The sequence below is a fragment of the Auritidibacter ignavus genome (genome assembly GCF_029853775.1).
GTDB classification, from domain to species: Bacteria; Actinomycetota; Actinomycetes; order Actinomycetales; family Micrococcaceae; genus Auritidibacter; species Auritidibacter ignavus.
This window is the reverse complement of the sequence record NZ_CP122564.1, coordinates 1,292,482-1,306,345: the sequence shown is the minus strand read 5'-3', so window position 1 is coordinate 1,306,345 and position 13,864 is coordinate 1,292,482. Positions and strand designations below refer to the sequence as shown.

Below are 13,864 nucleotides of genomic sequence, written 5' to 3'. Positions count from 1 at the left end.
CATGAAGGTCGTGGTGATCGTCAAGCCACTGAGCGATGCAGTTTTACGTGCGACGACACTGGCTCTTGCTCTGTTGTTATGCTTGGTCAGCACACCGGTGCCCAAAGCGCAGGCCGATCAATGGCGGGACAGCCAAGAGTGGATCACCGAGTACGGTTTCGACCAAGCCTGGAAAGAAACCCGCGGCGAGGGGGTCACCGTTGCGGTGATTGACACCGGTATCGATGACACGCACCCGGATCTGACTGGCCAAGTGGTCGGGGGAACCGATGTGTCGGGGCAGGGTCACGACGACGGTACCAAACCGATTGGTGAGGACCCTCACCACGGCACGAGCGTCGCGTCTCTGGTGGCCGGGCACGGCAATAATCTGCGCGAGGTTGACCAAGCCACTCAGCAAGAGCCCGAGAACGACGACAATGACGAGGAAGATTCCAACGCCTCTGAGGATGCCGAGACGGACACAGAACCAGAATCGGAGCCCTCTGCTGAACCGGGTCCCGGAGACGACGGCATCATCGGGACCGCACCCGAAGCGCAGCTGCTGAGCATTTCGGTCTATCTCGGCGAGGGCGAGGATGTTCCTAGCGCCGAAGAGCAGATTGCTGAAGCCGTGACCTGGGCGGTTGATCATGGTGCCGATGTCATCAATATTTCACTGGCCTCCTCCGAACAAGATTGGCCAGAATCCTGGGACGATGCCTTTCTCTACGCTGAGGAAAACGACGTGGTAGTCGTGGTGGCTGCCGGCAACCGGGCCGGCGGATCGACGACGGTGGGAGCCCCGGCCACCATCCCTGGTGTACTCACCGTGGCAGGACTGGACGCGGATGGATCCGCCAGTTGGGACTTTTCCACTGAGGGCATCACGATCGGTGTGGCCGCCCCGGCCGACCCGCTGGTCGGAGCAACCCCGGATGGCGGGTATCAGAACTGGTCGGGAACCTCTGGTGCCGCACCGCTGGTCTCGGGCCTCGTCGCGCTCGTGCGCTCGGCCCATCCGGAGGATTCGGCAGCACAAGTCATCAACCGAATTTTGTCCAGGGCCCAACCTGCAGGCGATTCCGGCACCGATGCGCTCTACGGTCACGGAGTGATCAATGCCGAACAGGCCGTCACCGCGCAGGTGCCGACCGTAACGGAAAACCCGATGGGCTCGATGGCCGAGTGGATCCGCGTACACCGTCGTTCATCTGACGACGATGCGCTCACCGGTAGGTCTGACCAATATCAGGGCCACGAGCCGGTGGAGGTGCCCACCGAACTGCCGGGGGATGCCACAGCCCAATCCACTCCCGCGACACCGATGACCGGTGCGGCCAGTTGGTGGCAACCTGTCATGGTCATCGGTGGGACGGGCCTGGTGGTAGCGCTGGCCGGGACCGGAATATGGCAATTGGCCACCCGCCGAGCTGCTGGTCGTCCCACGAGTCGTTAGCCCGCCCACAACCTGAATATCTCACCGTGTCAGAATGTGGTATAGATCTCACTGTGTAGTTAATACAATCAACCGTCGCTGTTGAATTCACAACCGCGCGTAACCGGCCTAACATAGGAAACATGGCTATAACTCCTCAATTATCACCGAAACCACGCGTGCTCATTGTGGGCGGCGGTTACGCCGGTATCACTGTTGCACGGAAGCTCCAGAAAAAAGTTCGTGATCGGGGCGGTGTGGTCACCGTCGTTGACCCCAACGCATACATGACCTACCTCCCGTTCCTGCCCGAGGTTCTCGGCGGACACATTGAGGCCCGCCACGCTACGGTGGACCTGCACACTCACCTCAAGCACGCCGAAATCGTTCAGGGCTCGGTCGTCAATGTCTCTCACGCCGAGAAGATCGCGACTGTAGCCGCCGAAGACGGCGAACAGTTCGAGATTCCATATCAGGACATCGTGATGACCGCAGGTTCTAACACCCGTGTATTCCCGATTGACGGTCTAGATAAGACCGGCATCGGTATGAAGACCATTGAAGAGGCAGTCACTCTGCGCAACCAGATCCTGGAACGCGTCGAGTCGGCAGCCTTGATGACCGACGCTGCTGAGCGTCGTCGCGCGCTGACCTTCGTGCTAGTCGGTGGTGGCTTCGCCGGTGTGGAGACCATCTCCGAGATCGATGACCTGGTCCGCAACGCCATCGCCCGTAACTCCCGATTGTCGCAGTCCGAGGCTCGCATCGTGCTCGTTGAAGCCATGGGACGCATTATGCCCGAGGTCTCTGAAGCGCAGGCGGAAGGCGTTGTCGAGCACCTGCGCGACCGTGGCATCGAGGTGTTGCTGAACACTTCGCTGGACAGCGCCGTTGACTACGAAGTCAAGCTCAAAGACATGCGTGACGATTCACCGGCCGGATCCTTCTACGCTGACACCATCGTGTGGTCCGCCGGTGTTGCCGCCAACGGTATGGCCAAAGAAACCGATTTCCCGGTGGACGACCGTGGTCGCATCGAGGTTACTCCGACTCTGCAGATCTCGGATGGAGACGGTGGCGTGACTGAAGGTGCCTGGGGTTGTGGCGACATCTGCGCTGTGCCGGATCTGACCGGTGATGGCCCCGGTGGATTCTGTGTGCCGAACGCACAGCACGCCGGCCGTCAGGCGAAGCGCCTGGCCGAAAACCTATTGGCCGTACGCTTCGGCGAAGGTGTCGTTGAAGAGTACTACCACAAGTCTCTGGGTACCGTTGCCGGAATGGGGCTTGGCAAGGGCGTCGGTAACCCGCTGGGCGTTGAACTCAACGGCCTGCCCGCCTGGCTGGCACACCGTGTCTACCACGCCTACGCGTTGCCGACCCTTGAGCGCAAGTCTCGCGTGGTCTCCGGCTGGATCCAGGAACTGCTGTGGGGTACAGACACTACCCAGACCAAGCGTCTGGAGCGTCCGTTCAACGCCTTCCGCAAGGCCGCCGGTAAGCCTGAGATTCCGTCACGGTTCACCAAGAAGACCGAAGAAATCGAAGCCTAAGCTCTCGATCACACCAGCGCAGATGACATTTGTGACGCGCTGAGTTAAAACAACGGCCCCGGTCGAGCGCCTCCAGTATGATCTGGAAGGTGTTCTGGCCGGGGCGTTGTGATGTCTCGGAACCACGAACGAGCCCCCATAGCCCAATTGGTAGAGGCAAGCGACTTAAAATCGCTGTGTTGTCAGTTCGAGTCTGACTGGGGGTACCGGCGTCCTGAATAGAGGCTGATGATTCACTGAATCGCCTATTCAGTTTCGGGGACTACACTCGGGGTGATCATCCCAAGGAGACGCACAACCGGCGCGAGGACAGCTCCTGACACCCAACCCGAAGGGACGGTAGACGTTTGCTCGGCAAAAAGATCCTCAGTTCCATCGCACTGATTGCCATGTTGAGCCTGTCAGCCTGTAGTGCAGATGAGGAAAACGCAGATGGGGCGCCCGAAGCCTCTGCATCGGCTGGCGACCAAGGAGCGCTTCCGGAACCAAATCTCGACGACGTTCCCGACGTGGTGGCCACGATCAACGATACCGAGATCACCAAAGAGGAATTTGCTACCAACTATGAGTCTCAGTATCAGCAGATGGCGTACCAGGCTCAAATGAGCGGTTCGGACGTTGACGAAGATCAGCTCAAACAGGAGAGCCTGGAGATCATGATCGGCAATGAGCTGTTGCTCCAAGAAGCAGCGGACCAAGATATCGAGGTCACAGAGGATGATGTCGATGAGTTCCTCGATGACTTTGCTAAACAACAAGGGCTGGAATCTCAGGACGAGCTCATCGCGCAGTTTGAGGAACAAGGCATGGACGAGGAACAACTGCGTGAAGATTCCAAGAAACAAGTTGCCATGGATCGGCTGATCGAGACTCTCGATGTTGAAGAGCCTTCGGAAGAAGAGCTCAAAGATCTCTACGACGACCAGATGGAACAACAGAAGCAACTCATGGAGGCTCAAGCCTCGGCTGATCCGTCCGCACAGGCCGAGGATGGATCGTCGGAATCCGCCTCGGGCGAAGACCAGCTACCGAGCTTTGAAGAGTCCAAGGACGACCTGGAAGAGCAGGTCAAGCTTCAAAACGAGAATGAAGCGATCACTGAAATGGTGGAGGATTTACGCGAGGATGCCGATATCGAGATTTTCCTCGAAACCCCCGCTACTACAGAATCTAGCTCTGAGGACGATAGCGACGAGGACGCAAAGTAACAAGTGTGCCGGATAGTGCCATACAGCAGGGGATTATCACCGCTGGTAGTTAACCTAGCTTGCGGGTAGTTAGCTAACACCGGCGCAGTGGTTACCGTTAGACTGGCACATGAACACCTGACCGTCAGATACGAGAGGACGGCCCATGGCCAACCCAGTCTTTAACTCCGACAATTTCAAGCAACAAGCTTCTGGGGGCGTGCAGACCCCTCAGACCATTTCCGCATCTGAACTCGAAGAGATGTATGCTCGCCCCTCCGCGACTCCACAGGATACCGGGCGAGTCAGCTACAACGATGTGATCCTGCGAACCGCTTCCCAGCTAGCCGTGGTGGTGGTCGGAGCTTTGGGACTGTGGTTTGCCGGAACGATGCTCGGATTGGGCGGAATCGTCGGTCCCGCAACGCTCGTCGGTGCTATTGGCGCGATCGTCCTGTCCTTGGTGAACGCGTTCAAAAAGCAGCCCTCACCGTTGCTGATCACGCTGTTCTCCCTCGCGGAGGGCCTGTTCCTTGGGGGGATCTCCCTCACCTTGGACGCCATGTACCCGGGGGTGGCCAGCCAGGCTGTTCTGGCGACCTTGTGCGTCTTCCTGGTGATGTTGGCGCTATTCTCCTCTGGTAAGGTCCGTGCTACGGCTCGTGGAATGCAGATCTTCATGCTGGCCTCTCTGGGTTACGCCGTATTTGCTTTGGTGAACTTCGTGCTGATGATTACCGGAGTCACCGAGGGGATGTTCGGTCTACGTTCGGGCTGGCTGGGTGTCATCGTCGGCGTGATCGCGATCGTTTTGGCCGCTTATTCGCTGGTGATGAGTTTTTCCATGATCCAGCAGGGTGTGCGCAACGGTGCCCCACGCTCCTTCGCCTGGACTGCAGCATTTGGCTTGGTCACCGACTTGACCTGGCTTTACCTGGAAATTCTGCGTGTGCTGTCGATCTTGAGCGAGATGGCCGATGCGTGATTTCCGGCGCACGGGTATCGTGTTTTCGTCAGGTCACGATCTGAGGTGACCGATAATACGGGCGGTGTCACGCTGAGGCCACCTTTGGTTAGTCTGCGTGACACCGCCCGCGTATGTTCTGTCTTGGGTTTTCTTCACAATTTCCGGGACAGAGTATGCTTACAAGGGTTGAGGCTTGGCACGAGCCTTTACCGTAGTGATCAGCACAGAGAGGACCTGGCCGATGAGTTCAGCCCCTCCGAAAAGGCCTGTCGAGGACTCAGAGTTCGACTCGCCTACTTTGGCTGAAGTCGGGAGAAAACTAGCGACTGACATTCCCTACGGTGTAACTGTCGCAACTGGATGGGCGCTACAGTTCATTATTATTGTCGTCGCGGCAGGTATCGGAATTTGGCTGTTTTCACACGTCTCCCTGCTCGTAGTCCCGCTACTGATCGCTGCTTTGTTGTCCAGCCTGCTCTATCCGGTGCATAGCTTTTTGAAAAACCGGTTTCGGTTCCCGGCCTGGCTGTCGGTAGTTACCGTGATGCTGGGCTTCCTCTCGCTCATCGTGGGACTGCTGTGGCTGGCAGGGCAACAATTGGCCGTCGGGTTCGCTGATATGTGGCAGCAGATCCAAGAAGGCATCGTGGGACTTTTCGCCCTGGCCGAGTCCTACGGTCTCACCACAGACCGATGGCAAGAAATCCTGGCCGACGTCTGGAAGACCTTTACCCAGAATTCCGACGCTCTCGTCTCCGGGGCTATCGGCTTCGGCTCCACCGCAACGAACATCGGTGCCGGAACACTGATCGCGCTATTCGCGTTGATCTTCTTCCTCATCGACGGTTCCCGGATCTGGAATTTTATGCTCAACTTCGTGCCACGTCGCCACCGCCGTGCAATCGACGGAGCCGGACACGCCGGTTGGAAGTCACTGGGAAGCTATGTGCGGGTCCAAATCTTCGTGGCCTTCGTCGACGCGGTCGGAATCGGCTTGGGCGCCTGGCTACTCTCGGTCCCGCTCGCCCTGCCCCTCGCGGTGCTCGTCTTCCTCGGTTCTTTCATCCCCATGATTGGTGCGGTTTTGACCGGTGCGATCGCGGTGATCCTAGCACTGGTTGCCAACGGTTGGGTCAACGCGCTGTTGATGTTAGTGGTGGTGCTGATCGTGCAACAAGCCGAATCACATATTCTGCAACCACTGGTTATGGGGCGCGCCGTGCAGCTACACCCCTTGGTGGTATTCCTCGCTGTCTCTGGCGGTACAGCGCTGATGGGTATCGTCGGGGCGATCTTTGCGGTACCGGCCATTGCCTTCGCTAATTCTTTCGTCAAATATCTGTCGGCGCGACCATGGGAGAAGAATAAAGATCCCCACGCGGTCGACCCGGAAGCACCTGACGAGATGGCGCCCAGCGCTGGCGACCTCTGACGATCCGATCTGCTGCTCTCATCCATCGCGTATCAACCCTCAGGAGACCGACTCGTGACATCCACTGATTCTTCTGTACCTGTATTGCCCGCTGAGGTGCCGGTGAGTTTCGACGATATTCTTGCTGCGCGCGACGTCATTAGCGCGGTAGCGGTGGAAACCGGCATGGAGCACTCCAGAGCGCTGGGGCGGATGACCGGTGCCACGGTGCATCTGAAGTGCGAAAATCTTCAGCGTGCTGGCTCATTCAAAGTGCGGGGCGCCTACAACCGGATGTATCACATTCCCGAAGAGGACAAAGGCAACGGGGTGGTGGCTGCCTCTGCAGGAAACCACGCCCAAGGTGTTGCCTTAGCGGCCTCAAAACTTGGACTGCGCGCCACGATCTTCATGCCCCTAGGAGCAGCATTACCTAAGGTTCAGGCTACGAAAGATCACGGCGCGGAAGTCGTCTTGCTTGGCAATAACGTCGACGAAGCCTTGGCAGCAGCGAAGGACCACGCAGCAAAAACCGGGGCAACGTTTATTCATCCCTTCGACGACGAGAAGGTCGTGGCAGGTCAAGGAACTATTGGACTCGAAATTCTCGAGCAACAACCCGATGTCGACACGGTGATCACCAGTATCGGTGGTGGGGGACTGTTGGCAGGGACAGCAATCGCCATCAAGGAACTGGCGCGGCGACAAGGACGCGACATCACGATTATCGGTGTGCAAGCCGAAGATGCGGCCGCCTACCCGGCCTCGCTGGCCGCTGACGGCGTCGTTTCTCTCGAGCAGCTCACGACGATTGCTGACGGCATTGCGGTGGGCCGTCCGGGCAATCTACCCTTTAGCATCATCAAGGATCTCGTGGATCACGTGGTGACAGTTTCTGAAGACCAAATCGCTAACGCTTTGGTGTTCTTATTGGAGCGGTCCAAGATGGTGGTCGAACCAGCCGGTGCGGTATCGGTGGCGGCGTTGATGTCGGGGAAGCTGAAGGACCTGGGGCTGGCACCGAAATCAGTGGTCGCGCTGTTGTCCGGGGGCAATATTGACCCGCTGTTGATGCTCAAAGTGGTTCAGTCGGGTCTGTTGGCAGCCGGACGCTATCTCACCGTGCGGATTCCCCTCCGAGATCGGCCAGGCGAGCTGAAGAACGTGTCACGGATTATTGCCGAGGCCGAAGCGAATGTCATCGGAGTGGACCACACCTCAATCGGTCCTTCGCTGGGCATGGGCGAAGTGTATATCACCATTAATATGGAAACACGTGGCCATTACCACTCAGACCACTTGCTTGAAAAACTTCGTGAAAGTGGCTATGAGCCCGAAATCACGCACTAAGGCCTGGGGACGTGGCTACAGTGTAGCTGGTCCTAACTGCGACTTAGCCATCAGTGCTGAGGTGCCACTGGTCTGAGCGTGCAACACCGACAGCACCGGGTGGTGCCCATCAAGCTCGTGCACCCGGTTGCTGAAGTCCTTTTGCTCCCAATCAGCGTTGGCGGTCGCGAACATGAGGCCGGTGGCGTTGATGCTCTCAATGATGCCCAATAGTAGACGGTCTTCGTAGGTGGGCTCACGACGCCCCAACAGCACCTGCGTGAGTGGCGTGATGACCTCTTCAGCGGTGGTATCAAGAACGAGCTCGTAGCGCGTTGGCCTAAACGGTCCTGGGTTATGGGTGGACACCAAACCGTTGTGCTCAAAGTTGTCCAAGACACCCTGCAACGGATCGAACTTCTTGGACTTCACGATCCGGGAGAGCTCATCGCCCGTCTTATCGCGCAGTTTCTCGACGACGTCGTTCAAGGCCGGAGAGCTCGGAGTTTTTTCCTTGACGATAATCTTCGGATCATCCATGTTCCACGGTTCGGTCAGCTCGGCGGGGGTAAAGGACACCACGCCATCGGTCTCCAAATCGGCCATGGTGGCTGCCACCCGTGCTTTCGAGAGCAGGGAGGAAACTCCTGCTAGCTCGTCTTGGAACTCCAGGCTGAGTACTACGAAACGCTCTACAATCTTCACAAATCCTAGGCTAGCAGTTAACTGCCACAATCACAGATGGTCTACCAGCCACTTTGTCATCTGCGTGGTTGCTCTCAGCACAGTGGGCAAGGGGAAATAACACCAGGAATATTGTCCCTTAAGCAAGTCCCGGGCCTCGGTGTTGCACGCGAGGCCCGGGAGGAGGCGAAGCTTCTGAAAAAGTTACTTTCCAGGATTGTAGGGAGTAACCTTCTTCAGAACAACTTCGATGTCCTTACCATTCGGGGCAGTGTAGGACAGGGTTTCACCAGCTTGACGACCGTGAATTGCTTCGCCGAGGGGAGAGCGCTCCGAGTAAACATCGAGTTGCTCGTCTTCGGAAGCGATTTCACGGTTACCAAAGATAAAGGTCATTTCGTTACCGCCGACGGTGGCCTCAACGACCATACCGGCCTCAACGACGCCGTCGTCCTGCGGCGTGTCGCCCACAACTGCGTTCTCCAACAGCTGTTTTAGTTCCGCGATGCGGCCTTCGTTTTTGGACTGTTCTTCACGAGCGGCGTGGTACCCGCCGTTCTCCTTCAAGTCGCCTTCATCGCGGGCCGCTTCAATGCGGTCGACGATTTCTTGACGACCTTCGCCAGCGCGGTATTCGAGTTCTTTGCTCAACCGGTCATAGGCTTCTTGGGTCAGCCAAGGAGCTGAGGGTGAGGTGGTCATAATTCCTCCTTGAAGGATCGTTTGGCAGGGAAAGTTTGAGTTGTCCACTGCACGTCAAGTTCTTTACTGCACAAAGACCCGCCGTGGGGCGTGCGGTTTAACCGAATCCGATTTTATCGGATGCGATTCGCATGCCCCCACGACGGGACTTCGTCAACGCTTTTGCGGGGTTAGGGAGAATTCTAGCACTGGACCGCGACACTGTGCAGTCTGGTCGCTGTGGGAGCGTCCGTCGGGCTCTCTTGCGCCAGGCAGGCTACCGTTCGACATCAAAATATGAGATGTTGCTGGGACCGTCTTCGTAGTACCAGCAATCATTCACGCCACCATTGGTTCCTAGCCCATCGGTTCGGACCTGGACGTCGTAGTAACTAGTCAGATCTGAGGGGCTGGAATCAATTTGTTCACCGGCGGCCTCAGGGCCAATGATGACTGTTTTCCATCCCACCACCGCATAATTATCGGCCAGCACCTGCACCGCACAGGAGACCGTGGCGTCGTGCTCTTTAGTGAGCTGGAAGCGAACAGTGGCATGATCTTCGGAGACGATGTCGAAGCCCACGTCTTTATAGCTCAATCGGTCTTCGGTCATCGAGTAGGTCCACACACCGGCGAGCGCTACGGCTAGAATGAGAGCCGTCACCGCAATAATGATCCCCCAACGACGCCGTCGCGCCTGCTTTTCAGGCGAGTTCTTACTTTGGGAGCGACCATAACGATTGGCTAAGCTATCAGAAGCCGATGCCTGCGCCGGAACTGGGCTATTGACCATAGACTTAAACTCTACCCAGCCACGGCGTAGCACAGCCAATGTGACCGTGAAGCAGTGGATCAGGAGTACAGACAACTCGTGAGCGTTTCAACACAACAAAGGTCCGGATCATCGCAACACCCAGAGTTTGGTGTACCCGTAGGATCCGAGGACTACGGTAGCACGCAGCCGAGTGACTATCAGCGTCCAGAAGCCACCGATGTTCCGCCCTCCCAAGGGTTGCGCCTGATGGCTGTTCACGCACACCCCGATGATGAATCCTCCAAGGGGGCGGCGATGATGGCAGCATATGAGGATGCCGGTGCTGACGTCATGGTGGCATTGTGCACCTCGGGAGAAGCTGGGTCGTTGCTGAACCAGCACTACCAGGGTGAGGTTGCCCGTTTGCACCGAGACATGACCGCGGTACGGCGAGTCGAGATGGAAGAGTCCTCTCAAGCGCTCGGCATAGACTACCGCTGGCTCGGATTTATTGATTCGGGCCTGCCAGAAGGCGACCCGGTTCCCGAATTACCCTATGGGGTTTTTGCCAATTCTGATCGTGATACTCAGGTCGCGGTGCTCGTACGACTGATTCGAGAGTTTCGCCCCCATGTGCTGATTTCCTATGATGAGATCGGTGGCTACCCGCACCCCGATCACCTGCGCGCTCACGAGATCACCGTCAAGGCGTATCAAAGCTCAGGCGATCCGCAAGCCTATCCGGGCACAGGGCAAGCGTGGGAAGTATCCAAGCTGTACTATGACCGGGCTTTCAACCCGGATAAATATTTTGCCCTGCACAAAGCCTATGAAGCCTCCGGCCAGACCTCGCCTTATGCGGATCGCATTCAGTGGTACGAGCGGTTGCAATCCGGTGAAGACCCGGACGCGTGGCGGTTGACCAAGCACCAGGTCACCACACAGATTCCAGTGGGGAACTACCTGGACCGTCGCGATGCTGCACTACGGGCTCATGCCACACAGATCGATCCGCACGGGTTCTTCTTCACCCCCCACGACATTGTGCGGGATGCCTGGCCCTGGGAAGACTACGTGCTGATTGACTCGCGCGTACCAACTCACCTGCCCGAAACCGACCTGTTCTCCGGTCTGCGCACCCCCACCCCAGACCAGGCAGATCAGGGAAAAGAGGCCTGATGACAACTGCCCTGCAGACCGCGGTCCTGCTGGCCGCTGAGGAATCGAACTTGCGCCCTGGACTCGACCAGGAAGAGGTCACTCCGGGTATTGAAGGGTTTCTGCTGACCTTTCTGATGGTGGCGCTGTCCGTGGTGGTCATCCGCATGATGGTGCGCTCGGTCCGCAAAGTGAAGCTACGTTCCAAAACCGCCGAAGATATGCTGGTGGAGCGAAACCAGCCAAGACTTTCTGAGAAACAACGCCAGCGCCCTGAGATCGACGAGCTCAGCCCTGACCGTCTCGGAATGATGCGCAAGAAGTACCCCGGCTATTTGGACTCGCCTCCGCTCGAGCCACAAGAGCCTGAATCTGGGCGGGAGCATCGCTAGAGTTGGGGTATGGACTATCCCGACCTGTTTTATCGACTTTACGAGCGCCGGTTAACTCAAGGCCTTGACGCCTCCCGTTTGCCCGGGCATATCGGTGTCGTCCTGGACGGCAACCGGCGCTGGGCGAAAGCCGCGGGGGAGCCTACTGCCCGGGGCCACCAAGCCGGTGCCGATAAGATCCTCGAGTTCTTGGGGTGGAGCGCAGAGATCGGGATCCCGATGGTGACTCTCTATATGCTCTCCACCGATAATCTGAATCGGGATGCCTCCGAGTTGAGGTCCCTGGTCGCTATTATTTCCGATACGCTCAAACGGCTGGAAGAAGGCGAAATCAACGGTCGGCCGATCAAAGTCCAACCCGTGGGGTCGACCGAGATTTTGCCAGCATCGCTCTCCGAACAAATCCGTCACCTTACGCGGCGCGGTGCCCAACACAATGAATCCGGGATGCACGTGAACGTGGCAGTCGGTTACGGCGGTCGTCAAGAAATCGTGGACGGGGTCAAAGAGCTTCTGATCGAAGCAGAAGAACAAGGACAAACCCCCGGTGACGTGGCGGAAAAACTCAGCATCGAAGAAATCTCGAACCGACTGTACACCCGAGGTCTTCCGGACCCGGACCTGGTGATTCGGACCTCCGGTGAACAGCGACTCTCCGGATTTTTGATGTGGCAGTCAGCCTACGCCGAATTTTACTTTTGTGAAGCTCTATGGCCTGATTTTCGGCGGGTTGATTTCCTGCGTGCCCTGCGTGATTATGCCTCACGACAGCGCCGGTACGGGAGTTAAAGCCACAGCTGCGCACCTGCGGGATTCACCGGGAGTTCATGTCCTGGTTAGCTCTTTCTCACTGAATGCCCGTACCCTCTGACTCGTCAGGAAAGGTACGTAACCGAGAGACCTCTTACATTAACGGCAGGAGCTTCCACCGTGTCGCTTACCCCTCCCCGTTCTGTTTCCGTTCCGCAGACCACGGCGGCAGAACACAATATCGACCAAAACCAACAGACCCCAGCATCAGAAACCGAGGTCAGGACTTATCTCCTGGATACCTCGGTTTTGTTGTCTGACCCGCACGCTCTGCTGCGGTTCGCCGAGCACAAAGTCGTGTTACCGATCGTGGTCATTTCTGAGCTGGAGAAGAAACGTCACGACCCGGAACTGGGTTATTTTGCCCGCTCAGCATTACGGTTGTTGGACGATCTACGCGTCCAACATGGGTCGCTAAACCAGCCGGTCCCGCTCAATGACGAAGGCGGTCAACTGGTGGTCGAGCTCAACCACATTTCGGTTGACGTTTTGCCCTATGGCTTCCGTGGAACCGATAACGATTCCCGCATCCTCGCGGTGGCTCAGAACCTCTCTGATGAAGGTGAACGCGTCACCGTCGTGTCCAAAGACCTACCCATGCGCGTCAAAGCCTCCTCCATGGGGCTGGAAGCCGATGAATACCGCAACGAACTGGTCAAATCTTCCGGGTGGACCGGCTTGGACCGCCTGGACGTCACCGACGAGCAACTCTCCCAGCTTTACTCCGGAGAGAACCTGCTGGATGATCGTGTGGCAGAGATGCCCATCAACACCGGGCTGGTTCTCAACTCCGGCACCGGCTCCGGACTAGGGCGCGTCACCGAAGACCACCAGATTCAACTGGTCAAAGGTGACACCGAAGTCTTCGGCGTGCACGGCCGCTCAGCCGAACAGCGTCTCGCCATCGACCTGCTCAACGATCCCAGTGTCGGGATTGTTTCGCTGGGCGGTCGCGCCGGCACCGGTAAGTCGGCGCTGGCACTGTGTGCAGGTTTGGAAGCAGTGTTGGAACGTGGCGATCACCGCAAGGTCGTGGTCTTCCGTCCGCTCTACGCAGTGGGCGGACAGGACCTGGGATACTTGCCCGGTTCAGAGGGTGAGAAGATGTCTCCGTGGGCCCAGGCGGTCTTTGACACCCTCGGAGCGTTGGTGTCTCCGACCGTGATGGATGAAGTCATCGAGCGCGAATTACTTGAGGTTTTGCCCTTGACTCATATTCGCGGCCGGTCTCTGCACGAGTCGTGGGTGGTGGTCGATGAGGCCCAATCATTGGAGCGCAATGTGCTACTCACGGTGCTGTCCCGGATCGGGCAGAACTCCAAAGTCGTGCTGACCCATGACGTAGCGCAGCGCGATAACCTGCGTGTGGGCCGTCACGACGGTATTGCTGCAGTTGTCGAGACGCTGAAGGATAACCCGTTATTCGGCCACATCACGCTGACCCGTTCGGAGCGCTCACCGATTGCAGCGCTGGTGACTGAACTACTTGAAGACCGCATGCACTAAGCCCCGGGCCGCAGC

Annotated in this window: 13 protein-coding genes and 1 tRNA gene; 11 read left to right on the top strand and 3 right to left on the bottom strand. The window is 57.7% G+C overall.

Features of this window, described 5'->3' with window-relative positions:
* Position 1: 1 nt before the first annotated feature.
* The 7 genes from QDX22_RS05910 to ilvA all read left to right on the top strand — a co-directional run bounded on the left by QDX22_RS05910 (position 2) and on the right by ilvA (position 7,885).
* A complete protein-coding gene (locus tag QDX22_RS05910; protein WP_279718164.1) occupies positions 2 to 1,438 on the top strand; it encodes a S8 family serine peptidase in 1,437 nt (478 codons plus the stop codon).
* 122 nt (positions 1,439 to 1,560) lie between these two features.
* Positions 1,561 to 2,970: an NAD(P)/FAD-dependent oxidoreductase gene (locus QDX22_RS05905; protein ID WP_110099633.1), complete on the top strand. Its 1,410-nt coding sequence runs from the start codon at positions 1,561 to 1,563 to the stop codon at positions 2,968 to 2,970.
* Positions 2,971 to 3,102: 132 nt separating this feature from the next.
* Positions 3,103 to 3,176, top strand: a tRNA-Leu gene (locus tag QDX22_RS05900).
* A gap of 141 nt (positions 3,177 to 3,317) precedes the next feature.
* Positions 3,318 to 4,178 (top strand): SurA N-terminal domain-containing protein, encoded by an 861-nt coding sequence (locus QDX22_RS05895; protein WP_279675387.1) that lies wholly within the window; start codon positions 3,318 to 3,320, stop codon positions 4,176 to 4,178.
* Between the two features lie 145 nt (positions 4,179 to 4,323).
* Complete coding sequence (locus tag QDX22_RS05890) at positions 4,324 to 5,142, top strand: Bax inhibitor-1/YccA family protein (protein WP_279718163.1); 819 nt, start codon at positions 4,324 to 4,326, stop codon at positions 5,140 to 5,142.
* A 223-nt stretch (positions 5,143 to 5,365) separates the two neighbouring features.
* The gene (locus QDX22_RS05885) at positions 5,366 to 6,556 is read left to right on the top strand and encodes an AI-2E family transporter (protein ID WP_279718162.1); all 1,191 of its coding nucleotides are present in this window, start codon (positions 5,366 to 5,368) and stop codon (positions 6,554 to 6,556) included.
* 54 nt (positions 6,557 to 6,610) lie between these two features.
* On the top strand, positions 6,611 to 7,885 hold the full coding sequence (ilvA, locus tag QDX22_RS05880) for a threonine ammonia-lyase (RefSeq protein ID WP_279718161.1): 1,275 nt from the start codon (positions 6,611 to 6,613) through the stop codon (positions 7,883 to 7,885).
* 15 nt (positions 7,886 to 7,900) lie between these two features.
* On the opposite strand, the gene QDX22_RS05875 is transcribed toward ilvA, so the two are convergent.
* From QDX22_RS05875 to QDX22_RS05865, 3 genes are all read right to left on the bottom strand, one after another.
* Entirely contained in the window at positions 7,901 to 8,569 is a 669-nt protein-coding gene (locus tag QDX22_RS05875) for a GPP34 family phosphoprotein (RefSeq protein WP_279718160.1), read from the bottom strand.
* Between the two features lie 183 nt (positions 8,570 to 8,752).
* Positions 8,753 to 9,250 (bottom strand): transcription elongation factor GreA, encoded by a 498-nt coding sequence (gene greA / locus QDX22_RS05870; protein WP_110099629.1) that lies wholly within the window; start codon positions 9,248 to 9,250, stop codon positions 8,753 to 8,755.
* Positions 9,251 to 9,506: 256 nt separating this feature from the next.
* Positions 9,507 to 10,022 (bottom strand): DUF4307 domain-containing protein, encoded by a 516-nt coding sequence (locus QDX22_RS05865; RefSeq protein WP_279675384.1) that lies wholly within the window; start codon positions 10,020 to 10,022, stop codon positions 9,507 to 9,509.
* A gap of 228 nt (positions 10,023 to 10,250) precedes the next feature.
* Between QDX22_RS05865 and mca the strand changes: the two genes are divergently transcribed.
* The 4 genes from mca (at position 10,251) to QDX22_RS05845 (ending at position 13,849) form a co-directional block, all read left to right on the top strand.
* Entirely contained in the window at positions 10,251 to 11,162 is a 912-nt protein-coding gene (mca, locus tag QDX22_RS05860) for a mycothiol conjugate amidase Mca (protein WP_279675444.1), read from the top strand.
* Positions 11,162 to 11,533 (top strand): hypothetical protein, encoded by a 372-nt coding sequence (locus tag QDX22_RS05855; RefSeq protein WP_110099627.1) that lies wholly within the window; start codon positions 11,162 to 11,164, stop codon positions 11,531 to 11,533. Before mca ends, QDX22_RS05855 begins: the two co-directional genes overlap by 1 nt.
* A 9-nt stretch (positions 11,534 to 11,542) precedes the next feature.
* Complete coding sequence (uppS, locus tag QDX22_RS05850; protein WP_122549413.1) at positions 11,543 to 12,322, top strand: polyprenyl diphosphate synthase; 780 nt, start codon at positions 11,543 to 11,545, stop codon at positions 12,320 to 12,322.
* A 201-nt stretch (positions 12,323 to 12,523) separates the two neighbouring features.
* Positions 12,524 to 13,849, top strand: coding sequence for an RNA 5'-3' helicase PhoH2 (locus QDX22_RS05845; RefSeq protein ID WP_233242962.1), 1,326 nt, complete (start codon positions 12,524 to 12,526; stop codon positions 13,847 to 13,849).
* The last annotated feature ends 15 nt before the right edge of the window (positions 13,850 to 13,864 follow it).